Genomic DNA, 24166 nt, shown 5'->3' with positions numbered 1-24166 from the left:
CCCGAATCTAGCAACAAAAACTGTTTCAATGTTGTGCCGATTTCCACAGCGTCACCACAGTAAAGCCGCTGACCCTGTAACTATGAACAACATCCTTGGGCGTGCACTCCGCCACAAACGATCCACGCTTCTCGTGGGCGCAGTGGTCATGGCAGTTCTTGCCACCGCTGCCTGTAGCGCCGTTGATGCTACCGACTCTGCGTCAACCGAAACCGCCGCTGTCACAACCGGTATTGACCTCGCCCTGTTCGCGGACGATGCCATCGTCGGTGACCCCGAGACCGTCGACTGCACCCTCAGCGGTGGAACGGAAACCACGTGCTACGAGATCACCATCTCGGGCTACCCCTCGACCTACGAAGTAGGGCCTTTCTGCCCCGCTACAACCGAGACCTCCGCCGATGACGCGGGAATTTGGTTCGATGGTGACGCTGTCTACGACCTCGACGGAGAGTTCATCGCAAACCTCGCTGAGACCTATGGCGACGACGGCTGGAAAATGTATGACGAAGACGGCAACGTCTACGTCACCGACACCGTCGAAGCATTCGAAGCTGCCGCTCGGCCCGACGTTGATCCCGAATATCAGAACTACTGCATCGAAGGCAGCCTTGACTTCCTCGATGGTGGCGACCCGATCGAGTCGACCGTGCTGATCCCGACCACTCCTGTTGTCGCAGACTCGGCGTCAGCGACATCCGGAAATTCAGGCATCACTCTGGACGGCATCGTTATCGCCGAGCCAGCTCCCGTTGATGCCATTCTTGGCGCCTACACGATTGCCTCGTTCGACGACTGCGGTGGACACTTCAACCCCTTCGAGGGCTACCACCTGCACGGCTCACTCGGCTGTGGAGAAAACGGCGACGCTTCCGACGATGAAACTGCGATCTTCGGTTACGCCATGGACGGGTTCGCCGTGCACAGCGCGTACACCGAAGAACAACTGGCCAACGTAGAACTCGACGAGTGCAACGGTCACACCGCCGAAGAAGACGGATACCATTACCACGCCAACTCGGCCGAGAAGAATCAAGTTCTCGAGTGCTTCATTGGCGAAACCGTTGCGGGCGATGAGGCCGCTGGCGGACCACCTGCCGATGCGCCGGCTGGAGGGCCTCCGGCTGGAGAGGTTCCCGGTGAAGAACCAAACGAATAGGACGATCATGAAGACATCCCTACGGACCGCGCTGGTTCCCCTCACCTGCCTCGTGCTCTTGGCGAGCGCCTGCGCGACTGGTGAGACAACGACGGAGAGTTCGAGTTCTGCCTCGGACGACACAAGCCTGAGCACGGTCGCGGCATTGTTTGCCGACGGTGCTCTGACCGAAGAAGCGGTCATCGTGGACTGCACCCTCGAAAACGGTAGCGAGACCACCTGCTACCAGTTTGAGGTCGACAGCCTCTCGACGACCGTTAACACGGAAGGGCCCTTCTGTCCGGCGACCACGACCGACACTGGCGGCATCTGGGTCTGGGACGGCGATGAGCCGGGGCTTTATGCCCTCGATGAGGACTTCTGGGCGCTCATGGAGGCCCAGGGCTTCGAGTTCGCGAATGAAGACGGCGACATCACTATCGTTGACCCCGCTGGCGGGCAACCTGACTCATCCGGCACCGAGAACTCGTGCCTCGAGGCAACAGCCGACGGTGACTACCACCTGCAGGTGCTGATTCCCACGAGCCCCGAGATGCTTGACGAAGTGACGGATCTTTCCACGATCTCTCAGGTCGGGCTCGCGCTCGACGGCGTCACGATCTTCGGCGACGCGCCCTCTGTTCTCGACACCGGTGGACTGCCCGCACTTGACGCCTGCGGTGGACACATCGACCCCTCGGGGTACTACCACTGGCACTTCGGTGCCGAATCGATCCAGTCGAACCTTGACGCTGCAGGAGCTGGCGTCACGTGCGACATCGAGCAAGACAACGAGGCAGTGATTGCGTTTGCCTACGACGGTTACCTCATCTATGGACCGGAAGAAAACGGAACGGTGCCGACCAACCTCGATGAGTGCGGCGGCCACGTTTCTGACACTGAAGAGTTCGGTGAGGTTTACCACTACCACTACAGCACCGAGTCGCCGAACTTGCCGGAGTGCCGCGTAGGCGCATCAGCGGTGGGAAACCTGACGAGCCCGGATGGTGAGAGCGTCAACCTCCCTAACGGTTCTGGCGGCGGCGACGGTGGGCCACCCGCTGGCGACGCACCAGCTCCCGGCAACTAATTAGTGCACGCCTCTCGCACCACTATTGCTGCGCACCGCGGTGGACTGTCGCCCCTGGCGAAGTTCACCGCGGTGGCGGGCATCGTTCTCGCCACACTCAGCCTTGCCGTACCCACCGCAGCATGGGCCCACGACGGAACGAGTGAGGCACTAATCTTCTCGATCGACGAAGGCCGTGTTGTCGGCACCGGATTGGTCGAGTTCTCAGCGCTCGGGCTCGAAGACACCTCGGGTGACGGCCTCATTGACGCCACCGAAGTCAGCGAGCAAGAAGCAACCGTGGCGACGACTCTCGTTGACACTATCCGCGACAACGTAACGATCGCGGTCAACGGCGAGGAGCTGTCGATCATCGGGGCGGGGCTCTCATTCCAGAGCGCCAGCGCGACGACAGACACCACCGCTGAGACTGAAACGGACACGGATGCCGTGGTCGAAGCATCCGAATATGTCGGCGTTGCCTTTGCGACGTCTGCATTCGAAGGCGACATCAGCGAGATCGCTATCTCATGGTCTTTTAGCTCGCCGAGCAATGCCATCCTGCTGTCGGATTCTGGCAGCGCCGTACTCGGGCACCTCAGCGATGACGGCGAGGTCTTGTTCTCTCTCGGAACCTGGGCAACCGCAACCAGCTTTCTCGTGCAAGGTTTTGAGCATATTCAGCTCGGGCCCGACCACATTCTCTTTCTCGTCGCCCTCGGGCTCGGCGTGCTTGGTGTGAAGTCGGGTCGTGCTGCGATCTGGCCCGCCGTGAAACTCGTAACCGCCTTTACGGTGGGGCACGCCATTAGCTTCAGCCTGGCGTACTTCAACCTGGTCTCGGTGCCCGCTGCGATCGTTGAACCGCTGATCGCGCTTTCTATCGTCGCGGCCGCTGGGCTTGCGTTGAGGCGAAAGGGCGGCGACTTCCGCTGGTGGATCGCGGGCCTCGTGGGGCTCGTGCACGGTCTTGGTTTCGCCTCGAGTCTCTCCAGCCTGGGACTCGTGACGTCGGAGCACGCTGTCGCGCTCATCGCCTTCAACCTAGGTATCGACCTCGCGCAGACCGTCGTTGTGCTGCTGGTGCTCGCGGTCGCCGCTCTGCTGACACGACTGCTGCCCAAGGGATTCGAAATCATCCGCATCATCATCTGCGTCGCGATCGGCGCGATGGGGCTGTTCTGGACGGTGACGCGGGTCTTCGGGCTGTAGCTCGCGATTGGGGTTGGGGTTCGCGGTGTGAGTGCTGGTCGCGCCGGCCGTAAGGTGGCGCGTGGGCCGGGCGGCCGGCTTAGGTTATATCTTCGTAGCTAGCGCGTGCAGCAGCCCGGGCGTCGCACGCAGCGCACCCGCGCGGTCGACCGCGACGACATCCACATCCCACCGGTCAGTCACATCGTCGAGGGCAGTCTGGCCGCCCGCCACAATCGCCGTTGCCAACACGTCTGCGGTCACGATGTCATTCGCGACGACGCTCACTTGAACGAACGAGACCGGCTCGGTGCTGCCTGCGCGCCAGATATGGTCACCGCGTTGCGCGCTGCCCGACGTCGCAATCGCGCGCCGCGGATGTCGCAACTCCAGCGAACACAGGAGCTCCGTAGGCGAGAGCGGCTCGGCGATCCCGGCACGCATGACCCGCGGCCCGAGCGGCGAGGCCGACGCGGTGGCAGGAGTGGCTGCGCCGGTGGGGGAGACGAGAATGTCGCCACCGACGTTGATGCTCCACTCCGGGCATCCGACCGCAGTAAGGTGCTCGCCGGCTTGCTCGATAGCTTCGGCCTTGACGATGCCGTTGAGGTCGATGGTGCCATCGGGGCGGTGGGGGCTGAAGTTGCCGCCGGTAGCGGAGCGCCACTCGAGGGCGCGCGCATAACTGGCGAGTAGGGGAGGGCTGGCGTGGGAGAGCGAGGTGGTACCGGCGGCGATCAGGCTCAGCTCGGAGTCGGGCGAATAGAGGCTGTAGCGGTCATCAATCGTGCGAAAGATGCGCTGCACCTCGTTGACTTCGGAAGCCCAGGCGGCAGGCAGCTCAACCGACGCCATCGTGCCCATCGTAGGAAACGCAGTCCGCATTAGGCACCGGCTTGATCGAGCGCGGACTGAAGCGAACTCAAGTAGGCATCGGTGGTGTACGTCGCCCCACTCACGTTCGAGACCTGTGCGGACTGCGATGACAACACCTCAGTGCGCAAAATTGGCGCGGCACGGTTACTGATCTGCACCGAGCGCCCATCGTCGTCGGTCAGCTGCAGGGCGGTGACATCGGTGATGCTGCCGGAGGCGATGGTGACCGCCACCTGCACGTTGCCGAACCGCGTGCTGACACTTGACCCGGTGAACGTACCGTCGGCGGGGCCGGATGCTGCGGGGGCAGCGGCCGCGGTGCCCGTGCCCGGGGTGCTTGAGCCGTTGCCGGCGTTCGTGTTGCCCGCGGTGCCGTTAGTTGCAGCATCCACCGGCAACGACACCGAGGTGCCGTCGCTCGTCGTGACGCTGACGCCGGCCTGATAGCCGACGATCAGTACGCTCGTCGAGGCGAGAATGCTGCCTAGTATCGCTCGTGTTCTCACCAGTCGAACCTTTCTGCGTGAATCTGTTCAGGGCGGATGCCGGAAACATGAACGTCGGCCTCGATGAGATCGAGCCACATGGTAGGGCCGCAGAGGAAAACGTCGGAGTCGGCCAGGTCGGGGAAGGCGCTCTGCAGGGTGACACCGCGCTCATAGTCCGCAGCGGTCATCCAACTGTCGACTCCGCGGGGGCGGTGGCCGATCATTGTGTAGCAGGTGGCACCCTTGGCGGCCGCAATCGCTTGGATTTCGTCCCAGTGGTAGGTCTCTTCGGGGGTGCTGGCGCGCAACAGGATGATCGCTTCGCCGGGGGCAAACGACGCCTGCTCGAGAAGCGCGCGCACCGGCGTGACACCGATCCCGGCGGCGATGATGGCGAGTTTGGGGGAGGTGCGGGCAGCATCCGAAAACAAACCATAGGGCCCCTCGATGCTCACCCGGGTGCCGACGGGAATGGTCGTGAGTTGGGCGCTACCCGTTCCCAGATTGCGCACGGTGATGCGGGCCGAGCTGGCCGTCGGTATTGCCGATAGCGAAATGGGGTGCGAGTGCCACCAGGTGCGCGGCGTCCAGAAGCGCCAGATGAAGAACTGGCCGCCGGATGCTTCGAGCCCCCGCAGGTCGTTACCGGCGAGTTGAATCGTGCTGACGCCCGGCGCGATCTCGGTGACCGCGGCCACACGCATCCGGTGGCGGAGGCTCGAGACGAGTGGCTCGGCGAAACGGAACGTCACGATGCTGCCGAGGGCGACGACGTAGAGCGCGATCCAGTACACGCGCTGAAGGGTGCCGTCGGCGAGCACGCCGCCGACGCTCAGCTGATGGGGAAGCGCGAACGCGACCGACACGTAACTGAGCAAGTGGACCAGGTGCCAGCCTTCGTAGCTGAACCGGCGACGAACCGCGATCAGCGACGATACGACTACGGCGATCATCAGGCCGAGCGCAATAAACGCGAGGGGCATGTCGGGCAGCGACAGCATCGGGCCGATTTCGGCGATCGGGTTGATGCCCGAACTGAGCCCGTAGCCGGTAAGCAACAGGGCGCCGTGGGCGAGAAGAAGGTAGAGCGCCGGCTTGCCGAGAGAACGGTGAACGGCGATGGCGCGGTCGTGGCCGATGGTGCGATCGATGAGCGGGATACGGGCGGCGAGCACCAGCATCACCAGAATGAAGTCGGTGCCGACCAGGCCGGAGACGATGCCGATGCTCGTGACAGTCTCGGCAACCGAGGTAAATTGGTCGACCCCGCCGGATGCCAGAAAGAGGGCGGCCGCTGCTGCGCCTGAAGCCCAGAGCGCGACGACGAGCAAATCAGAGAGGCGTGCCCGCCGCGCAAAATTGCGGCGGTAATCGGGCGCGGTAGCGACGGCCGCTAGGGCAGTGCGAGGCCGGGCCGTAGCGGCGCGAGGGCGAACCTGAGTGGACATGTCCCTACTGTGCTGGCTTCAGCTATGGGATCGCTAAGAAAAACCGCCCATTTGCGTGAGCGAATTCACATGTTGGGGATCAGCACCGTTGCACGCAAGCCATCGCCGGTGTTGTCGACCGTGGCCGACCCTCCCGCCGCCGTCGCGATGGCCTGAACGAGAGCAAGCCCGAGTCCGCTGCCCCCGGTCGCGCCCGTGCGTGAGACGTCGGGGCGCGAGAAGCGATCGAACGCGATCGGGAGGAACTGCTCAGGCATGCCGGGACCATCGTCGGTGACCTCGAGATGGAGACCATCCACTTCGATACTCAGGGCCGCAAGAATGCCACCGCCAGTCGAGATCGCGGCAATCGCATTGGAGAGCAGATTATCGACGAGGCGACCGAACGACTGCGCCCCGATTCGAAAGCGCGCATCCTCATCGACGGCGGAACACGTGAAATCGACTCTCGCCGCCTTCGCCATACCGAGAAGACGAGCGCGGTCAATGCTGCCCGTGAACTCATCAACAAGTTGTCCGGCGCTCGCCGTCGCCGTGCTCGCCTCCGTTTCGATGCGACTCAGCTCGAGAAGGTTGGTCGCCAATGACGTCAGGCGATCCACGGATGCTTCCGCCGCGGTGACCTGGACGGCGAGAGCCTCAGCATTGCCAAAGTCGGCGTGTGCGAGCTCAAGCTGGGTGGTGAGCGCCGCCAGCGGCGTGCGCAACTCGTGGGCGGCATCCGACACCATTTGTTTTTCGCGATCGGTGGAGGCTCGCAGGCGGGCGAGGAAGGCATTGAGGGTTGTGGCGAGGGCCGCGAGCTCGTCATCCGCACCGCCTACGGGGAGGGCGGTGTCAGTATCGCCGCTGAGCTGTTCCGCTTTGCGGCGCATTGCGTTAACCGGGCGCAGCGCAGCGCTGGCGAGCCCCCACGAGGCGAGGCCGAAGCCGAGCAGCAACACGACCCCCGCAACGATGAGGATGCGATCGAGGCCGTGAAGCGCGAGTTGGCTCGCGGCGGTACTGCGTGCCGCCCACAGCTGCCAGGTGCCCGCGTCCGTGGTGAGGGTGCGCCCGGCAACGACAAACGATGGGGCATCGTCGTCGTCGGTGGCTTTTCCCTCGTCGTCGGCGTGGTCGCTGCCGTCATCCTGCACGACAATCGAGGTGTCGCTGGGGTCGGTGCGCGTGACTTCCTTGGTGATGCCCCGGGGAAGAGTGTTCACTTGCACGTCGGCGTTGGGGTCGGTGATGTAGACGAGAACCCCGGTGCCCGGGTCATCCACTGATTCATCGGGGTTCGCCGTGATGTCGGCAACAAACGGTGTGAGGTCACTGGTGGCGAGGGAACGATCAGCTTCGGTAAGAATGTCTTGCACCGCAATGCGCACCACGACGAGCGCGACGAGCAGCAGGATTGTTGCGGCGGCAACACTGCCGAGAGTGATGCGGGCGCGAATGGACAGCTTCGAGAACATCACTCCACCGCCGCCAGCGAGTAGCCAACACCGCGAACCGTGCTGATGGTGACGCCCGACACTATCGGGTCTAGTTTGCGCCGCAAGTAGCTGACGTACTGGTCGACAACCGTGGCATCAATGTGGGCGCTCGTGCCCCACACCTCCTCCAAGATCTCGGCGCGGCTGAGCGTCTCGCCGGTGCGAGAGCTGAGCATCCAGAGCAGAGCAAATTCTTTGGAACTCATCGGCAATGCTGTGCCGCCGGATGTTGCCCGCACGGTGGCAGCGTCGAGCACGAGGTTGCCAATTTTGCGGCTTGCTTTCGCGGCAGTCGTATCGCGGCGAACAAGGGCACGGATGCGGGCCGCGAACTCTGCAAACGCGAACGGTTTGGTGAGATAGTCGTCGGCGCCAGAGTCGAGGCCGAGCACACGATCCTCCACCGCGTCACGCGCTGTGAGAAGCAGCACGGGGAGGTGGTTGCCTTGTTCGCGCAGGTGCCGACAGATTTCGAAGCCCGACATTTCGGGGAGCATGACATCGATGGCGGCCGCCGAAAAGTCGTCGCTGGCTACCGCAATGAGCGCATCCATGCCGTTAGCGACCAGGGTCACCGTGTAGCCCTCAGCTTCGAGACCGTGCTGAACGAGCGCGCCCATGGTCGCGTCGTCCTCCACGACCAGGATGTTTGTCATGATGGCCAGACTACGCCCGCGAACAGGGAACTCGACGAGGATGAGCGGGCGGATGCCGCGATACCATTGGCCCCGCAGGTGTTGAGAGAAGGGGCATCAATGTTCGAGCAGAATTCGCCGGTCGAGCCCCGCCCAGAAACCCCTATTTCGCGCAGCGCAACGGCGCCCGCCTACCTCGACGACGCCGCCGTGCGGGCAGCGATTGGCCCCGGCGCGGCCGTTGCTGCCGTTCAGGATGCGCTGAAGGCGGGCTTCGAAACCGGCACAGACCATGCGCGCGTTTTTGAGGAACTGACGCGCGGCGACTTTCTGTTGATGCCCTCAGAAGTTGGCCCGTATGCGGGAATCAAGGTGCTCACCGCTGCTCCGGATAATCCGGGCGTCGGGTTGCCTCGCATCCAAGGTCTCTACATTCTGTTCGACTCCGAGACGCTTACGCCGAGACTGTTGCTCGACGGTGCTGCGTTGACGAGCATCCGTACCCCGGCGGTGTCGCTGGCCGCCACGGCGGGGGCGCTGCTGCGCTCGTCGGAGCCGCTCGACGTTGTCATCTTTGGGGCGGGACCCCAAGCGGTCGACCACCTCGCGACCCTGCGTGCTGTTCTTGGAGATCGTCGGCCCCTCGCCTCGGTCACCGTGGTGGTGCGCACGCTGCGTTCGGTGGAGCTGCCGGATGCGCGGGTCGTGCAGACCGGAAGCGCCGAGGCTGCGGCTGCTGTCGCCGCGGCCGGGGTCATCATGTGCGCCACGACCGCGCGAACTCCGTTATTCGACTCCACTGCCGTGCGCTCGGACGCTGTGATCATTGCGGTGGGCTCTCATGAACCGGATGCTCGTGAAGTCGATAGTGCGCTGATGGGACGATCTCAGGTCGTTGTCGAAGATGTTCCGACAGCGTTGCGCGAATCGGGAGACGTGGTCATGGCGATCGCGGAAGGCTCTCTCGCGGCGAACGATCTCATTCCGCTGGCGGAGGTTATCCGGGGCACGACAGTGCTCGACGCCACGCGCCCTGTTCTCTTCAAAAGTTCGGGGATGAGTTGGGAAGACTTGGCCATCGCGGCTGCCATCGCGCACAGTATCGAGCGCAGTATCGGGCACAGTACCGACGCGCCGCAGTAGAACTAGCTGGCCCCACGACTCCCGCGGCTCCCTCAGGTTTCACCCTCACACGCCACAACGAAAGACAGCACCATGCACTCGACTTCTGATTCTCACCAGCACACCGCGCCGGCGGCTTCGACGGCACCGTCAGTTTCGTCAGTTCCGCACCCCGATCGGGGAGACCCGCGGCTGCCGCACTTGCGCAACGCTTCGGGCTTCATCGAGTACATGGAAACTGGATGGGCAACCCCCGACCGCACGCCCGACACGGTGCCCGGCATTGCGGCGGCGACGGCAGCACATCGTGCACGCCTGAGCCCGGCGTTTCCCGGTCGCACGATTGTGGTGGCCGGTGGCGTTGCTCCGGTGCGCGTGAACGACAACTACTACGGGTTCCGCCCCGACAGCAGCTTCTTCTGGTTGAGTGGCTGCTCGGCCGAAGACGCCGTGCTTGTCATGAGCCCGACGAGTGGCGGCCACGACGCCACCCTCTTCATTCCCGCGCCGGCATATCCCGGTGAAGCGGACTTCTTTGCGGACGCTGCGCACGGCGAGTTGTGGGTCGGCTCTGCACCAGGGATGCCCGAGTGGACGGCCGCGCTGCAGATTGAGACGCGTCCACTCTCGGAACTCGAAACAGCGTTGAACCGCGCGAGTGACATTCTGCTCACCGGCTCGCTGCACGGAGCCCACCCGCTGTTGCGCGACATCCCGGTGTCGCAAGATCTTGGCCGGGTGCTCTCGGAGATCCGCATGATCAAAGACGAGTGGGAGATCGCCGAACTGCGCGGTGCTGTGAACCACACGATCGAAGGCTTCAAGGCGGTCGCTCGGGAGATCCCGCAGGCCATCCAGTTCGGCGGCGAACGCTGGTTGCAGGGAACCTTCGACCGCTACGCGCGCACCGTCGGCAACGGCACCGGCTACACGACGATTGTCGGAAGCGGCAAGAACGCCCCCGTGTTGCACTGGGTGCGCTGCGACGGCCCCGTGAATCCTGACGCCGCCGTGCTGCTCGACATGGGAGTGGAAGCTCGCTCCTTATATACGGCGGATGTCACGCGCACGCTTCCGGCATCCGGAACATTCTCGGCCGCCCAGCGTCAAGCCCATGACCTGGTCGAGAAGGCGCACCGTGCGGGACTCGCGGCGGTTGGCCCCGGCAAGATCTTCAGTGACTTTCATCTCGCTGCGCTCGAAGTGATTGCGACCGGTCTGCACGACTGGGGCATGCTTCCTGTCTCGGTCGATGAGGCACTGAGCCCGCAGGGTCAGCACCACCGTCGCTACATTGTCTGCGGCATCGGTCATCACCTCGGTCTCGACGTGCACGACTGCGCACAGTCGAGCTACTCTGCCTACCAGAGCGGCGAACTCGTGCCCGGAATGGTCATGGCGGTCGAGCCCGGACTGTACTTTCACGAGTGGGACATGACCGTGCCGCCTGAGCTGCGAGGCCTCGGCGTGCGCATCGAAGACAATGTGCTCGTGACCCCGACCGGCCACGAAGTTCTCTCCGAAGCGCTGCCCATTACGGCAACCGGCATCGAAGAGTGGATGCGCGGCCTCTAACCAAGGACAATGGGTGGTGATCGCTCATTTTTTGAAAGGTGCATACATGGAAATCTTCGCCACCGGCGGACTCGTTCTCCTCATCGGAATCGGGGTGGTCATCCTTGTTGTACTGTTCTTGGTCATGTTGCTGATCGCTCGCGCCTGGTTCAAGGTCGCGCGCGCTGACGAGGCCCTCGTTGTTTCGGGTCGTTCGCAAAAGGATGGTGCGGGCAACGATTCCGCCGTCACCGTTATCGTCAATGGCAAGGCACTGGTCAACCCGATCACGCAGCGCCACGAGACGATTTCGCTTCGTTCGCGCCAGGTGTCAATGACTGCAGAGGCGCAGTCGGCTGACAACGTAACGCTTCAGGTCGAAGCAGTCGCGATCGTGAAGATCGGTTCTGACCCTGCCCTGGTTCGTCGTGCTGCCGAGCGTTTCGCTTCGCAGGATGCCGCCATCGAGCAGTTCACAACAGAGCAGCTTGAAGGTGCTCTTCGTGGTGTTGTCGCAACCCTCTCGGTTGTTGAACTCATGCGTGAGCGCAAGAAGTTCTCTGACCAGATCGCTACGGATGTCTCGACCGAGCTGTCGGAGCAGGGACTGATTCTCGACTCCTTCCAGATCAAGGGCATCGGCGACAAGGTTGGCTACATCCAGTCGCTCGGAACTCCGCAGATTGAGTCGAAGCGTCGTGAAGCAGAACTCGCCACGGCTGACGCCAACCGCGAAATCTCCAAGCGCAACATCACCGTTGCCGAGGCGAACCTGATCGAGCAGACCGCGCTCGACAAGAACACTGCAGACTCCAAGGCTGAGGTCGGTAAGGCCAACGCTGAAGCTGAGCAGGCTGAAGCGCTCGCTCGCGCCACGGCCGAGCAGGGTGTTCTGCAGCAGCGTGCCGAGAACCGTCAGGCAGAGCTCGACGCTGACGTGAAGCGTGTAGCCGATGCCAACCTGTACAAGGCTCAGAAGGATGCCGACTCCGACGCCTACCGTCTCGTCAAGGGTGCCGAAGCTCAGGCCCAGATTGCAGCAGTTGAAGCAGAAGCAGTGCGCGTTCGCGCCGCCGCCGACGCGGATGCCGTTCGCCTCTCGGGTGAAGCTCGCGCAGCAAGCATCGAGGCAGAAGCTGCGGCTCTCGCCAAGCACCAAGATGCGCTCCTCGCCCAGCGTGCTCTCGAATCACTGCCGCTCGTCATGGAGCAGTGGGCAAAGGGTTACGGTCAGATCGGTTCCGTCACCGTCATCGGTGGCAGCGGATCAAGTGCAGCCGACACCATCGGAAACGAAAGCTCAATCGCTTTGCGTAGTTCATTTGAGTCGATCAAGGCAGCTACCGGACTCGACCTCGCGTCGATCATCCAGGGCCGCGCCGTTGGTCAGGCTGTTGGTGAAGGTGCTCGCGGCAGCGCCGGCACCAGCGCAAGCGCAAGCTCAAACGACACCTCGCTCGCAGCAAAGCTTGCAGAAGTAGCACTCAGCGAGACTTCCGCCGGCGCTACCGAGGGCAGCGACAGCTCGGAATAATTGCATAACGGCGAAGGGCGGGCATCCAGATCATCGGATGCCCGCCCTTTCGTTTGCCGCGCCGTGAACGCTAGGCGTGGTCGCTGACCTAGTCGGGGCTCGCTGCACCGCTGTCGGCGATGCCGAGACCGAGGTAGTTGGCCGTGCGCGCGGCCCGGCGCTGATCGTTGTCTTGGCTCTCCAGCTCGGCCAGTTGGCGCACGATCGCGTGGCCGACTCTGCGGCAAAACTCAGCGGGTTCGACGTCGGCTGTTGGCCGCTCTTCGACGATTTCGTGCACAATTCCGTCGTCGAGAAGATCCTGAGAACGTACGCGCTGGTCGACGGTCATACTCGCGGCGTGCGTGGTGTCACCGAACATGATCACGCTTGCGCCCTCGGGCGGCAGCGGTGCGAGCCACCCGTTTCTGGCCGCAATGACGCGGTCGGCGGGCATGAGAGCGAGTGCGCCGCCCCCCGTGCCTTCGCCGAGAATGACGGCAATGGTCGGCACCGGCAGGTCGAGCATCTCCGCCAAGCAGCGTGCGATCTCTCCGCCGAGACCGCCCTCCTCTGCTTCGCGAGAAAGGGCTGCTCCCGGAGTATCAACGACGGTGATGAGTGGCAACCCGAGCTCGGCGGCGAGAGCCATTCCGCGGCGGGCTTGGCGCAGACCATCCGGCCCCAGCTCGGCTTCGCCCTGTGCTCGCCGGTCAAGCCCGACAACGACAGTTCCTCGTCCTCCGATGGTGGCCAAGGACACCACGGCCGACTTGTTCGACTCGCCTTGACCGGTTCCGCTCAGGGGAACGATGGAGGTCGCGGCGTAGCGCAGAAGCGAACGCAGGCCGGGGCGCCCGCTGCGGCGCGAAATCTGAATCGACTCCCACGACGAGGGAATTTGCGTCGCGGGTTCCTCCGCCGGCGGGGGAACGGAATCATCAGCGGCAGCGATGATTGCCAGAGCCTCACCGGCCATGGTGCGCAAATGCTTGGCATCGAGCACGGCGTCGACAATGCCGTGGGCGAAGAGGTTCTCGGCGGTTTGAACACCTTCCGGAAAGTCGGCACCATAGAGCGCCTTGTAGACCTTGGGGCCGAGGAAGCCAACCAAAGCGCCCGTTTGAGCGACTGTGATGTGGCCGAGCGAACCCCACGAAGCGAAAACTCCGCCGGTCGTGGGATGCCGGAGGTAGACAAGGTAGGGAAGTTTCGCTGCTTTGTGTGCCACGACTGCTTCGGTGATCTTGACCATCTGCAAGAACGCCCGGGTGCCTTCTTGCATGCGCGTTCCGCCCGAGACTGGGGCGGCAAGCACCGGCAAGCCCTCTCTGGTTGCGCGCTGGATTGACTCCACCATCCGGGTCGCGGCGTTGACGCCGATGGAGCCACCGAGAAAACGGAACTCACCCACGACGACAGCGACGCGCGCCCCATTGAGTAGGCCTTCGCCGGTGACGAGGGATTCGTCTTCACCGGTCTTGGCGCGGGCCGCCTCCAGTTCGCTGCGGTAGTTCTCCTCGATGGCCAACGGAGCCAGCGGCGAGTTCCAGCTGACGAAGGTGCCATCATCGAGCGTCATGGCGATGAGCTCGCGAGCACTGGGACGGGTGTTCATTGGTTAAGCCAATCACGCACAGAGTCGTTGTGTTGTCCGAGGGTCGGCGGCGCGCTGTGTGCCGTGCGCGTGTGTTCTTCGCCGTCGGCGCTGAAGAAACGCAATGGCGGGCCAGGCAGGCTGATCTCGCCGAGCGTCGCGTGGTCGACATCCACAATGAGTCCCTGCGACTGCGTTTGGTCCCACTCATAGACCTGCTGCAGATTGCGCACTCGCCCGGCGGGGATGCCTGCTTCTTCGAGAGCGATCAGCAGGGCATCCGCATTCCAATCCGAGAATACTTCTTCTAAGGCGGCGATGAGGGAGTCACGATTATCTACACGTTGACCATTGGATGCCCAGCGCTCGTCATCGACTGCGATCCCGGTCATGGCGCACAACCGCGCCCAGAGGCTCTCAGAACCCACCGCAATTTGCACCGCTCCGGATCCCGTGTGAAAGAGCCCATAGGGAGCGATGGATGGATGATGATTGCCATTCGCTAGCCCGACTTCGCCGGCGACCGTCCACCGCGTGCCTTGGAAGGCGTGCACTCCAACGACGGAAGCGAGAAGCGACGTGCGAACAACCTGCCCGCGTCCCGTGCGCTCTCTTTCGAGCAACGCCGCGAGCACGCCATAGGCGCCGTACATGCCGGCGAGCAAGTCGCCGATCGGCACACCAACGCGCTGGGGATCGTCTGGCTTGCTGCCCGTGATCGACATGAGCCCGGCTTCGCCCTGAGCGATCTGGTCGTAGCCTGCCCGTCCGCCCTCGGGACCGTCGTGGCCAAAGCCACTGATCGACAACAACACGAGGCGCGGGTTGAGCTCTTCTAAGCGTGCGGGGGAAAAGCCCAAGCGATCGAGCGTTCCTGGTCGAAAGTTTTCGAGCAGAACATCAGCACGCGTTATGAGGTCTGCCAGCAGAGCCGAGTCTGCTGCATCCTTCAGGTTGAGGGTGATCGATTCTTTGTTCCGGTTGGTGGAGAGAAAGTAGGTCGACTCCCGAGCTCCCTCGTCGCCGACAAAGGGAGGGCCCCAACCGCGAGTGTCGTCGCCGGTGCCGGGGGTCTCCACCTTGACGACGCGCGCACCTAAGTCGCCCAGCATCATCCCGGCGTGAGGGCCGGCCAAGGCGCGAGTGAGGTCGAGCACGAGATAGCCCGTGAGCGAACCGGTGTCGTTCATGCTCGTGCCTCCAGCGTGGAGACGCCGAGCTGGTCGCTGAAGGCGAGAATCATGGCGTTGGTCTCGAGCCCAGTGGCGGCGCCAAAGGTGTAGAAGTCAGGGCGAATGAGAACGCTCTCGGCGTTGAGCTGGTCGAGCCATGCAGCGTACGTGCCGTCGACTTCGTCAATCGTGATGACGGCGGGATGCTCGCCGGAGAGGGCCACAACGGTGATGCCCCGATCGCGGATCGCGGCGGCGGCCTCAGGGGAGAGAAGCGTGTAGAGCTCGGCCTGCGCCATCATCAGTACCGCCCCTGAATACAGGTCGTCGAAGCGGGCAGCGGCCCCGTCGAAGTGAATAGTCGCTTGGGGCGAAAGCTGTCCGCCGTCGGAGAGATGAAGTCCGGGGCCCAGAAGCGGGGCTGGTGGCGCAGGGGGAGCGTGTCCCTTGGCGAGCTCGGCGATCATCCGTTCGTCTCGTTCTGCTGCTTCTGCGGGATCAGTGATGCAGATCACGCGCCCCAGTGAAATGGAGAAGTCGATGAACTCGCGGATGTGAGTGAGGCGTTCGGTCTCGTAGGTGTCGAGAACACTCTCGGCGGCGCGACCGTCAAGCACAGCCCCGAGTTTCCAGAACAGATTCATGACATCGCGCAGACCGGCGCCCAAACCCTGGCCGGCGAAAGGAGGCATGAGGTGGGCGGCGTCCCCCGCCAACAACACGTGGCCCTGACGCCAGCTGGTGGCCCAACCGGCTTGGAAGGTGTACACCGAGTGTCGTTCGAGTTCAGAGTTGTCGGGGCGAATTCCGAACGGTTCGAGCAGCTCCCACGCCCGCTCGGTCTTGTTGAGCGACTCGATGGTCTCGTGCGGCAAGCGCATGAACTCCCAGCGCCGTCGCCCGGGGCCACCGGGAACCATCGTGGCGGGGCGAGCGATGTCGCAGGTCTGAATCGCGACGTGAGGAAATTCGAGAGAGGGATCGGGGATGACGTCGACGACAAGCCAGTCGTAGAAAAATCCCATGTCGTGCCAGTCGATACCGGCCCACCGGCGAACAGTGCTGTTCGCTCCGTCAGCGCCCACCAAGTAGCGGGATTTCACGATGAGCTCGTCTGCTGTGGCGAGGTTGCTCAGTCTGGTTGAGACAACGTCGTCGTCGGCGATGACCTCTGCCGACCATCCGCGAAGCACCGTCACAGTGGGCAATGCCAGGAGCACCGCCTCCATGCGGTCTTCAAGCGCAGGTTGGCTGAAAAAGTAGGTGTTGTACCAACCGGATGATCCGATTCCGCTCCAGTCGACTTCGACAAGGCTTTGGCGCTCGGCATTGCGCCAGACATACATATCGTCGTACGGCTCGGTGATCTCCGGAATCGTGTCAGGGGCCAGACCGATGGATTGCAAGATGCGCGCGAACTCAAAATCATGAGTCACCGCACGGGGCAGGGGATAGCCCTCAGTCTTGCGATCGGCGATGAGGACGCGATGACCAGCACGGCCAAGTTGGATCGCCAGTAGCTTTCCCACGGGACCAAGTCCCACGATCATCACGTCATAGTTGTCGATTGCCGCTGTTGGCGGCGTAGCTTCATTGCTCACGTCGCCGAGCCTAGAAGTAGCGAAAGCGGGCGCCGAAGTTCTGTCCCGAAATACGGGATGGAAAGTTGTTTGCTCGCCAACGGGGTTTGAGTATGGGGTATCCCGTGCACCACGGGCCGCAATCAAAGGAGATTCGCGATGCACCTCAGTACCCGACGTAGGCGCTTGGCTGGCGGCCTCGCGTTCATCACGGCAACAGCACTTGCCCTCACCGGCTGCAGCCCCATAGGGGCGGATGGCGGCACCTCTGATTCCTCAGAACCCATCCGAATTGGAGCAACAATTCCGCTCAGCGGAACCCTCGCCGGCTTCGGCAGCTTCCTTCAATGGGGCTACCAGCATGCCGTCGACGAAGTGAATGCCGCTGGCGGCATCATGATCGATGGAACAGCCCGCGAGGTCGAGCTCACTCTCGTTGACGACAAGTCTGACCCCAACGAGGTCACGTCGTCGATCAAGACCCTCATCTCCTCCACCAAGGTGGATGCCCTGCTCGGCTCGTGCACCCCTGACCTCGTCAACCCGGGCGCTGTTGTTGCTGACTCTCAGGGCGTTCCCTTTGTCGCGGAGTGCACCCCCATCGAGGTGTTCAAGTCCGTGAAGGAGTGGACGTACGCGTGGGACATCTTCTTCTCGGTTGCCGACCAGGCTGTCGCTCCGTTCGAAGCGCTTGAGGCCAATGGGATCGAAACGAACAAGCAGGTTTTCATCCTTCACGACAACGGCCCTGACGGCCAAGCAATCGGCAACGAGATCTGGCCGGTCGTTGCGGCCGAGCAGGGCTACACAGTCGCGGGCAACATCGAGTTCCCCGCCGACAACACCGACTTCTCGGCCGCCATTCAGAAGGCGAAAGAGTCGGGCGCTGACATCGTTCTCATCTCGTCGATCACACCAGCGGCGATCTCCATCCGCAAGCAGATGGCAGCCATCGGGTGGACCCCGAAGGTCATCGTGGCCGAAAAGGGCGCCGAGCCAGTGCAGTTCGCTGAAGCGCTCGGAGACCTCGCCGACGGCATCATCGTCGGAGCCTACTGGGACCCGTCCTTCGGCTACCCCGGCGCGGAAGAGTTGAAAGACGCGTTCGAATCCGAGACCGGCCTGACCTCGAGCCAGCACATCGCTGATAGCTACACGGCAGCAATGGTGCTGATGGATGCCATCGCAGCAGCAGGGTCGCTCGACAAAGACGAGATCAACGACGCCATCGGCGAAACCGACGGCATCTACGCCGTCGGTCCGGTGAAGTTTGACGACGAGCACGCGGCAAAGATCCCCGTCGTGTCGTCGCAGTGGCAAGACGGCGTTCCGATCATCGTGTGGCCTACGGAACAGGCGACAGGGGACTTCCTCTTTCCCGTTCCCTAATCCCGGTGACGCGGGGGCCGGCACTGCGGTGTCGGCCCCTCACCCCACCGCCCCTACAACGATGTGGATGACTCTCGGATGAACTCGATTGACCCTGTAGGACTGGCTAATACAGTCCTCGGCGGAGCCCTTCTTGGTGGGCTCATCGCCCTCAGCGCGGTAGGGCTCTCCCTCGTGTTGGGAGTGATGAAGCTCGTCAACCTCATGCACGGCCAGATTGTCGTGCTTGGTGCTTACGCCGCCTTCTACCTGGCCGCGTTCTGGGGCATCAGCCCTCTGCTCGCGTTGCCTATCGTCTTTGTGCTTGGCTTCGCCTTCACCGCGCCCGTGCAGCACTTCATCCTCGCTCCCGTCGCCAAGCACGGCGAAGAAGCGGGATTGCTCACCACGTTCGCCCTCGCGATCATTCTCGAGAACCTGTTCATTCGGTTCTTCTCCGGCGACAGTCGATCGCTCGACACGGCCTTCAGCCGCGAAACGCTCGCTATCGGCCCCATCAACCTCCCGACGATTTACCTCATCGGGTTCGCCATTTCGCTGACCGTCTGTCTGGCCGTCTGGATGTTGGTGACCCGCACCTCGTTCGGTCGCTCGCTGCGGGCCAGTTCTGAAGACCCGATCTCGGCGGCCATTGTCGGCATCCACGTGAGCCGCGTGCGCTGGGGCACCTTCGCCCTCAACGGAGGGTTGGCATCGATGGGTGGAGTGCTCATCGCACTCTGCTTCTCGTTCACGCCGTCATCCGGGTCCGAATACTTGCTCACCGCGTTCGCGATCATCGTGCTCGGCGGTCTCGGCAACATCATGGGAACGTTCGTGGGCGGAATTGCCCTCGGCGTTATCCAATCGCTCGGCGCCTACTTCTTCGGTGACGGCTACCGCACTTTTGTTGGACTCGTCATGCTCATCATTCTTCTGGCCATTGCGCCTAACGGAATCCTCAAACGGAGGCGCTCACTGTGAAGAACGGAATTTCTATCCTGCTCAGTCGCATCGCGACCCCCACTCGTGTGGGGCCGAGGGACTTCATCATCGTCGCCGTGCTGGCCGCAATCGCCTTCGCTGTGCCGTACTTTGCAGGAACGTATCAGCAAGAGGTCGGCTTTCGCATCCTGCAACTAGGAGCGCTTGCCGCCGCCTGGAATATTGCCGCCGGTTACACGGGGCTAGTGTCGCTCGGCTCGGCAGCGTTCTTCGGAATCGGCGTCTACACGATGGCGATAGCCAGCAACGCGGGCCTCCCGATTGCGCTGTGTGTTGTGCTCGCCGCCGGAGTCGCGGGGCTGTTCGCGCTCATCGTGAGCCCGGCGTTGTTCCGCCTTCGCGGCCTGTACTTCACCGTGGGCACTCTGGCGCTCGCCGAAGCGATGCGCATCTTCGTCGTCAATAGTCCGTGGTTCGGTGGCCAAGCGGGGATCTACCTGACGGCCAGAGCGCCCAAGGCCTATGACCTGTACTGGATCGCGCTCCTCATTGCCGTGTTCGTCGTGGTCTGCGTGCTGCTATTGCTGCGCAGCCGGTGGTCGTACCGGATGCAAGCGGTGCGCGACGATGAAGATGTCGCAAGCCAGCTGGGGGTGCGCACCTATCGCACCAAGCTGTGGGCATTCGGACTCTCTGGTGCACTCATCGCCATCGTCGGCTCGATTCAGGCGCTCAACCAGGGCATCGTTCAGCCCAACGGTGGGTTCGGAATGAGCTGGACGATCGACATCGTTTCCGTTGCCATCATCGGCGGCATGGGCACCAAGGTCGGCCCGTGGGTCGGTGCCGTGTTTATCGTGTTGCTTGGCGAGTTTCTCATCCAGTTCCCCGAGATCCACTTGGCCGTCGTCGGTGTGGTTCTCGTGCTGGTCATCCGCTTTATGCCCAATGGGATCTGGGGCACGCTCACGCTCGCTCTGCAGAAGAACAGGAACTTCTCATGACCGCCGTATTGCAGCTCGAGTCGATTACAAAGTCGTATGGCGGGGTTCGTGCGCTCGATAGCCTTTCGCTCGAAGTAGCGCCCGGCGAAGTTTTGGGTGTCATTGGTCCCAACGGTGCGGGCAAAAGCACCCTCATCGGAGTCATTGGGGGCGCGCTCACGCCGAACTCGGGCACCGTCACCTTCGATGGCCGCGACATCAGCAAACTTAGCTCCGCCGATCGGGCGCGCCTGGGCATCGGTCGCACGTACCAAATTCCACGACCATTCACTCGGATGACCGTGGCCGACAATGTGCGCCTCGCCGCGACAAACTCGGGCCACCACATATCGCAGCGCGAGCTCGAGCCCTTCGTTGCTGGCATCCTGGAACGCCTGGGGCTCACCCCTTTTGCCGAAGAGGTTGCGGGCAAGCTGCCGCTGCTGCGTCGCAAGCGATTGGAACTCGCCCGAGCGTTGGCGTTGAAGCCCCGCGTGCTGCTGCTCGACGAAATCGGCGCTGGTCTGGTTCGCTCAGAGACCGAAGAGCTGATTGCGATCATCCAGAGCCTGCGCACCGAGGTCGAGTCGATGGTGCTCATTGAGCACGTGATGGATGTCATTTCGCAGTGCTGCGATCGCACTGCGGTTCTCGACTTCGGCAAGATGGTCACGATTGATGAGACGCCCAAGGTGCTCGCTGACCCCGTGGTCGCATCGCTCTACCTTGGCTCGGTTGCGGAGAGCGCCGACGCTGTTGTGGTTGACGAGGATAAGCGGGCGGGCATCCGTGCCTCGCTCACGTCGCTTGTGAGCGTAGCGACGTCAGTGCCCGGCACGCCTCTGCTCGCCGTCGACGATATTTGGGTGCGTTATGGCGGCCTGAATGCGCTCAAGGGCGTCTCGCTCTCGGTGAATGCCGGGGAATGTATCGCCCTCTTGGGGGCGAATGGTGCGGGCAAGACGACGATGGCTCGCTCGCTCGCCGGCGCTGTTCCGCTGACCTCGGGAACGATCTCCTTTGCCGGCAAATCAATTGCTGGGCTGCGACCGGATGAGGTAACGGCATTGGGCATCGCTCAGTGCATGGAGGGTCGCAAGATCTTCGGAACCCTGTCGATCGAGGAGAACCTCATCGCGGGCGGTCTGGATGCGCGCAAGCACGTCAAGGCAGAACGACTCGAGGCGGTCTACTCGATCTTTCCCATTCTCAAGCAGCGTCGCAAGAATTCAGGAACCGCCCTGTCTGGCGGGCAGCAACAAATGCTTGCCATCGGCCGCGCGCTCATGTCGGCGCCAACGCTCCTGGTCTTCGACGAGATCTCTCTCGGTCTCTCGCCGATCGCGGTCGACGAAGTGTATGAAGCGCTCGGAGCGATTCGAGATTCTGGCGTCGCGATGATCGTCGTTGAACAGAGCGTGGACCGTGCGCTGGGGCTGGCTGACCGCGCGATGGTGCTCGGCCAGGGCGAGATCACTCTGGAGGGCAAGCCTGCAGAGTTGCTCGCTGATGCCCGGCTGTTGTCGAGCTACCTCGGCTGACCTGCGGGCGGGGTGGCTAGCTAGCTGGCCGAGGGAATGTTGCGAGAGTCGAACAGAAGGTTTCGGGTATCGATGCTTCCCTGCAACTTCATGAGCCGTTCCACGAAGAGCGCCTGCAAGACGTCAAACCGTTCGGTGGGGGCCACGATGGCGACAGCCTGATTGACGCCAGCCGAGTTTTGGATGCACGTGGCGACCGCCGAGATGCCGACGTCGCGTTCTTCGTGGTCGAACGCCAGATTGTTGGCGCGCACTTCATCGAGTTCGGCGATGAACTTGTCGACGTCAGTAATGGTCTTGTTGGTGTGTCCGACAAGTACGTCAGGCAGTACCTCACGCACTTTTTGGTCGGGCAATTGTGCCAGCAGCACTTTGCCAATGCAGCTTCCGTGCAACGAAAAACTCTTGCCCACTTGAGTGACAGCGTGAAGGCGCGCGGTCGAGGCAACCTGGTCAACGACAACGACTTCTCGGCCGCTAAAGATAGCGAGCTCCACATTCTCGTTCACCGCCCGGGCGAGCGAGGTGAGCACGGGGCGCATGCCAGCGACGAGTTGCAAGTGGCTGTTCATCCCGAACTTCAAGACACCGGGACCGAGCGAGTAGCCGCCGGCGGATGACGCTCGAATGACGAAGCATTCACGTTCGAGTTCTTGAATGATGCGGTGCACGCTCGAGCGGGGCAGGCCGCTGCGCTGAGAAAGGTCAGTCAGAGAGAGCTGCCCGCGGCCCTCAGCGACAATATTGAGGATCGTTGTGGCGCGGCCGAAGATGGACATCAGCTCACCGGCCACGTTCGAGTGACGATGAGGGAATCGATACCCCAGGTGTGCCCGTCGCGCGAGAATGACATCTCGTACTCTCCCATCGTCGTCAAGAGTGGGGCAGGAGTGAACTCCCACCGGGTATATAAAGCTACGGCTGAGTATCCCAGTTCTGACTCAACAAGGCGAACATTGGTGATGATGTGGCGGTGGCTGTTGGGTTTGCCCCACAGCTCGGAGTAGAGCTCAGTGAGTTGATCGTCACCCGCGACGGTGCGTTGAGGAAACGTGACGGTGGCGCGGCGAAAGAGCTCCAGCGCGGCGGGGATGTCTTTGGCGTCGGCGATCGCTCCGTAGCGATAGAGGAGCTGCTGGGCTGCCGAATATGCATCCTCAGTCATGAGTCGCCTCGTACCGTCGCAACAGTGCTCTGCCGTAGTCGTTGCCATTGGGGGTGCGCACGATGGTGTGAATGTGGAACCCCGCAGGCTCGGTGTTGCTGAGGAAGACACCGCAGTGGTGATCGAGTTCGAGGATGACGACGGGGCTCTGTACGCGGATGTAAAACACATCCTCGGGGCCGGTTCCGCCAATCCACGAGATCCAGGTGTCGTCGAAGTGCGCTTCGATTTCCTGTTGCCGGGCTCGAGCCGGGCCCTCAGGCAAGTAGTCGATGAACTCGTGCACGAGCTCACGGAGTCGATCGCGCGCATCCGCTTCGAGCTCCGACGCGCGAACTCCCTCGTAAGGAATCACGCGGTTGTCTTGAAACGCGCCGGCAAGGTGGCGCTCATCGCCGGGATGGATGCGGCCCGCCGGCATGGCGGGATCCACCATCGATTCAAAGAGCACGGCGGTGTTCCTCTGAGCCGGAGTCAGCGCAGCCAGCAGCGCGCGAGCCTTCGTCACGCGCGGGGTCAGCGCGGGGTCGTCGTCATCGTGAAGCTTGTCGGGTTCGGCGCCAAAGAAGATCGGCGAAATCACGAGTTGGTCGGCGACGACCGCGCAATTCAGGGCGAGGTGGTGCCCGAAAATCTGCCACCCCCACGGTTCGGTGAGTGAAGGAGTTCCGTAGAGAGAAACGTTGTAGCTGAGGTCGTTCATGATCGGCTCAAGGCCGGTAAGCCCGCCCAGGTAGCCGTTGATGTGCATGAGCGTGCGAGCGAGCGTGGCGCCCTGGGGGCTCAGCGTTGCATCGAGGAGCGCCAGGAGCGCTTCGCGAGCGTCGGCGTTGAGAAACTCGAGCCGCAGACCGGTGTCGTGCTGCATGAATTCGGGGTTCGCCCATGATTGCCATTCCACGGCATCGACGGGGTACTGCAGCGTCTCGCGTTGCTCAGGAGTGAGCGCCGCCAGCGCTGCCGTTGCTGCGCTCGCCATCGCTGCGACGGGCGCACCGTTGGGGGCTGCTTCGAAGAGGTCGGGGATGATCGTGCCATCAGAAGTGACGCCGACGAACTCTGCGGGGTAGAGCGGCTGCCACCCCCGAATCAGGTCTCCCGTGAAGGCGTCGTGCTTTGCGGCCTCCCGATAGGAGTACGCGTCGAGGCCCCGGAGGCCCACGATCCGTTCATCGTCGGATGGGTATAGGTAGTGCCGGAAACCAGCGTCGTCGCTCATCACGTCGCTATTGAAGCACAGCAGTTGTGCGCTCCCGTAGGAGGTGTCCCGTGAAGTGAGACAGGCAGTTGACCGGGGTCG

At 62.8% G+C, this 24166-nt stretch carries 21 protein-coding genes; 10 read left to right on the top strand and 11 right to left on the bottom strand.

Translation table 11 applies throughout. The features are described from left to right. Positions 1 to 82 precede the first annotated feature (82 nt). From I6E73_RS13325 to I6E73_RS14930, 3 genes are read left to right on the top strand one after another with little or no spacing between them, the layout of a single operon-like run. Positions 83 to 1159 carry a YHYH protein gene (locus tag I6E73_RS13325; protein ID WP_197126254.1) on the top strand — a complete coding sequence of 359 codons (1077 nt, stop codon included), beginning with the start codon at positions 83 to 85 and terminating at the stop codon, positions 1157 to 1159. A gap of 7 nt (positions 1160 to 1166) precedes the next feature. Next, positions 1167 to 2228 (top strand): YHYH protein, encoded by a 1062-nt coding sequence (locus I6E73_RS13320; protein ID WP_197126252.1) that lies wholly within the window; start codon positions 1167 to 1169, stop codon positions 2226 to 2228. A gap of 3 nt (positions 2229 to 2231) precedes the next feature. After that, positions 2232 to 3419: a HupE/UreJ family protein gene (locus I6E73_RS14930; RefSeq protein WP_197126250.1), complete on the top strand. Its 1188-nt coding sequence runs from the start codon at positions 2232 to 2234 to the stop codon at positions 3417 to 3419. Between the two features lie 84 nt (positions 3420 to 3503). Here the strand turns inward: I6E73_RS14930 and I6E73_RS13310 are convergent, their stop codons facing one another. The 5 genes from I6E73_RS13310 to I6E73_RS13290 form a co-directional block, all read right to left on the bottom strand. Further along, entirely contained in the window at positions 3504 to 4253 is a 750-nt protein-coding gene (locus I6E73_RS13310; protein WP_307784318.1) for an FAD:protein FMN transferase, read from the bottom strand. Positions 4254 to 4282: 29 nt separating this feature from the next. Continuing rightward, positions 4283 to 4780, bottom strand: coding sequence for an FMN-binding protein (locus I6E73_RS13305; protein ID WP_197126249.1), 498 nt, complete (start codon positions 4778 to 4780; stop codon positions 4283 to 4285). Continuing rightward, positions 4777 to 6210 (bottom strand): ferredoxin reductase family protein, encoded by a 1434-nt coding sequence (locus I6E73_RS13300; RefSeq protein ID WP_197126241.1) that lies wholly within the window; start codon positions 6208 to 6210, stop codon positions 4777 to 4779. Before I6E73_RS13300 ends, I6E73_RS13305 begins: the two co-directional genes overlap by 4 nt. A gap of 65 nt (positions 6211 to 6275) precedes the next feature. Continuing rightward, complete coding sequence (locus I6E73_RS13295) at positions 6276 to 7670, bottom strand: cell wall metabolism sensor histidine kinase WalK (protein WP_197126232.1); 1395 nt, start codon at positions 7668 to 7670, stop codon at positions 6276 to 6278. Further along, positions 7670 to 8347 carry a response regulator transcription factor gene (locus I6E73_RS13290; RefSeq protein ID WP_197126230.1) on the bottom strand — a complete coding sequence of 226 codons (678 nt, stop codon included), beginning with the start codon at positions 8345 to 8347 and terminating at the stop codon, positions 7670 to 7672. The genes I6E73_RS13295 and I6E73_RS13290 overlap by 1 nt, the downstream gene beginning before the upstream one ends. A gap of 99 nt (positions 8348 to 8446) precedes the next feature. Here I6E73_RS13290 and I6E73_RS13285 point away from each other — a divergent pair, with 99 nt between their 5' ends. The 3 genes from I6E73_RS13285 to I6E73_RS13275 all read left to right on the top strand — a co-directional run bounded on the left by I6E73_RS13285 (position 8447) and on the right by I6E73_RS13275 (position 12536). Further along, positions 8447 to 9469, top strand: coding sequence for an ornithine cyclodeaminase family protein (locus tag I6E73_RS13285; RefSeq protein WP_197126228.1), 1023 nt, complete (start codon positions 8447 to 8449; stop codon positions 9467 to 9469). A 72-nt stretch (positions 9470 to 9541) separates the two neighbouring features. Then, entirely contained in the window at positions 9542 to 11023 is a 1482-nt protein-coding gene (locus tag I6E73_RS13280) for an aminopeptidase P family protein (protein WP_197126225.1), read from the top strand. A gap of 46 nt (positions 11024 to 11069) precedes the next feature. Beyond that, positions 11070 to 12536, top strand: a complete 1467-nt coding sequence (locus I6E73_RS13275; RefSeq protein ID WP_197126223.1) for a flotillin family protein — start codon at positions 11070 to 11072, stop codon at positions 12534 to 12536. 88 nt (positions 12537 to 12624) lie between these two features. Here I6E73_RS13275 and I6E73_RS13270 read toward each other — a convergent pair whose 3' ends face one another. Genes I6E73_RS13270 through I6E73_RS13260 form a run of 3 tightly spaced genes read right to left on the bottom strand, consistent with a single transcriptional unit; the run spans position 12625 to position 16885 of the window. Next, the gene (locus I6E73_RS13270) at positions 12625 to 14133 is read right to left on the bottom strand and encodes a carboxyl transferase domain-containing protein (RefSeq protein WP_197126220.1); all 1509 of its coding nucleotides are present in this window, start codon (positions 14131 to 14133) and stop codon (positions 12625 to 12627) included. Beyond that, the gene (locus I6E73_RS13265; protein WP_197126217.1) at positions 14130 to 15302 is read right to left on the bottom strand and encodes a CaiB/BaiF CoA-transferase family protein; all 1173 of its coding nucleotides are present in this window, start codon (positions 15300 to 15302) and stop codon (positions 14130 to 14132) included. The genes I6E73_RS13270 and I6E73_RS13265 overlap by 4 nt, the downstream gene beginning before the upstream one ends. Next, entirely contained in the window at positions 15299 to 16885 is a 1587-nt protein-coding gene (locus tag I6E73_RS13260) for a bifunctional 3-(3-hydroxy-phenyl)propionate/3-hydroxycinnamic acid hydroxylase (RefSeq protein WP_197126215.1), read from the bottom strand. Before I6E73_RS13260 ends, I6E73_RS13265 begins: the two co-directional genes overlap by 4 nt. 138 nt (positions 16886 to 17023) lie before the next feature. Here I6E73_RS13260 and I6E73_RS13255 point away from each other — a divergent pair, with 138 nt between their 5' ends. The 4 genes from I6E73_RS13255 (at position 17024) to I6E73_RS13240 (ending at position 21701) form a co-directional block, all read left to right on the top strand. Next, on the top strand, positions 17024 to 18253 hold the full coding sequence (locus I6E73_RS13255; protein ID WP_197126213.1) for an amino acid ABC transporter substrate-binding protein: 1230 nt from the start codon (positions 17024 to 17026) through the stop codon (positions 18251 to 18253). Between the two features lie 78 nt (positions 18254 to 18331). After that, positions 18332 to 19216: a branched-chain amino acid ABC transporter permease gene (locus I6E73_RS13250; protein WP_197108448.1), complete on the top strand. Its 885-nt coding sequence runs from the start codon at positions 18332 to 18334 to the stop codon at positions 19214 to 19216. After that, positions 19213 to 20181 carry a branched-chain amino acid ABC transporter permease gene (locus tag I6E73_RS13245; RefSeq protein ID WP_197126211.1) on the top strand — a complete coding sequence of 323 codons (969 nt, stop codon included), beginning with the start codon at positions 19213 to 19215 and terminating at the stop codon, positions 20179 to 20181. Before I6E73_RS13250 ends, I6E73_RS13245 begins: the two co-directional genes overlap by 4 nt. Next, a complete protein-coding gene (locus tag I6E73_RS13240; RefSeq protein ID WP_197126209.1) occupies positions 20178 to 21701 on the top strand; it encodes an ATP-binding cassette domain-containing protein in 1524 nt (507 codons plus the stop codon). Before I6E73_RS13245 ends, I6E73_RS13240 begins: the two co-directional genes overlap by 4 nt. Before the next feature lie 20 nt (positions 21702 to 21721). Here the strand turns inward: I6E73_RS13240 and I6E73_RS13235 are convergent, their stop codons facing one another. The 3 genes from I6E73_RS13235 to I6E73_RS13225 are packed head-to-tail and all read right to left on the bottom strand — an operon-like array spanning position 21722 to position 24085. Then, positions 21722 to 22495, bottom strand: a complete 774-nt coding sequence (locus I6E73_RS13235) for an IclR family transcriptional regulator (protein ID WP_197108436.1) — start codon at positions 22493 to 22495, stop codon at positions 21722 to 21724. After that, positions 22480 to 22866 carry a nuclear transport factor 2 family protein gene (locus tag I6E73_RS13230; protein WP_197108434.1) on the bottom strand — a complete coding sequence of 129 codons (387 nt, stop codon included), beginning with the start codon at positions 22864 to 22866 and terminating at the stop codon, positions 22480 to 22482. Before I6E73_RS13230 ends, I6E73_RS13235 begins: the two co-directional genes overlap by 16 nt. Then, a complete protein-coding gene (locus tag I6E73_RS13225; RefSeq protein ID WP_197126348.1) occupies positions 22859 to 24085 on the bottom strand; it encodes a DUF3500 domain-containing protein in 1227 nt (408 codons plus the stop codon). The genes I6E73_RS13230 and I6E73_RS13225 overlap by 8 nt, the downstream gene beginning before the upstream one ends. Between the last annotated feature and the right edge of the window lie 81 nt (positions 24086 to 24166).

The sequence above is a fragment of the Salinibacterium sp. SWN248 genome (assembly GCF_015864575.1).
Classification (GTDB): Bacteria; Actinomycetota; Actinomycetes; order Actinomycetales; family Microbacteriaceae; genus Rhodoglobus.
The sequence above is the reverse complement of the archived record's forward strand: the minus strand, read 5'-3'. Positions and strand labels throughout refer to the sequence as shown.

Bases quoted from the DNA above. Each gene is read 5' to 3' on its own strand.
- I6E73_RS13280 (WP_197126225.1), top strand. From the start codon at position 9,542: ATGCACTCGACTTCTGATTCTCACCAGCACACCGCGCCGGCGGCTTCG.
- I6E73_RS13250 (WP_197108448.1), top strand. From the start codon at position 18,332: ATGAACTCGATTGACCCTGTAGGACTGGCTAATACAGTCCTCGGCGGA.
- I6E73_RS13270 (WP_197126220.1), bottom strand. From the start codon at position 14,133: ATGAACACCCGTCCCAGTGCTCGCGAGCTCATCGCCATGACGCTCGAT.
- I6E73_RS13225 (WP_197126348.1), bottom strand. From the start codon at position 24,085: ATGAGCGACGACGCTGGTTTCCGGCACTACCTATACCCATCCGACGAT.
- I6E73_RS13240 (WP_197126209.1), top strand. From the start codon at position 20,178: ATGACCGCCGTATTGCAGCTCGAGTCGATTACAAAGTCGTATGGCGGG.
- I6E73_RS13275 (WP_197126223.1), top strand. From the start codon at position 11,070: ATGGAAATCTTCGCCACCGGCGGACTCGTTCTCCTCATCGGAATCGGG.
- I6E73_RS13295 (WP_197126232.1), bottom strand. From the start codon at position 7,670: ATGTTCTCGAAGCTGTCCATTCGCGCCCGCATCACTCTCGGCAGTGTT.
- I6E73_RS13300 (WP_197126241.1), bottom strand. From the start codon at position 6,210: ATGTCCACTCAGGTTCGCCCTCGCGCCGCTACGGCCCGGCCTCGCACT.
- I6E73_RS13230 (WP_197108434.1), bottom strand. From the start codon at position 22,866: ATGACTGAGGATGCATATTCGGCAGCCCAGCAGCTCCTCTATCGCTAC.
- I6E73_RS13285 (WP_197126228.1), top strand. From the start codon at position 8,447: ATGTTCGAGCAGAATTCGCCGGTCGAGCCCCGCCCAGAAACCCCTATT.
- I6E73_RS13290 (WP_197126230.1), bottom strand. From the start codon at position 8,347: ATGACAAACATCCTGGTCGTGGAGGACGACGCGACCATGGGCGCGCTC.
- I6E73_RS13320 (WP_197126252.1), top strand. From the start codon at position 1,167: ATGAAGACATCCCTACGGACCGCGCTGGTTCCCCTCACCTGCCTCGTG.
- I6E73_RS13265 (WP_197126217.1), bottom strand. From the start codon at position 15,302: ATGAACGACACCGGTTCGCTCACGGGCTATCTCGTGCTCGACCTCACT.
- I6E73_RS13255 (WP_197126213.1), top strand. From the start codon at position 17,024: ATGCACCTCAGTACCCGACGTAGGCGCTTGGCTGGCGGCCTCGCGTTC.
- I6E73_RS13325 (WP_197126254.1), top strand. From the start codon at position 83: ATGAACAACATCCTTGGGCGTGCACTCCGCCACAAACGATCCACGCTT.
- I6E73_RS13310 (WP_307784318.1), bottom strand. From the start codon at position 4,253: ATGGCGTCGGTTGAGCTGCCTGCCGCCTGGGCTTCCGAAGTCAACGAG.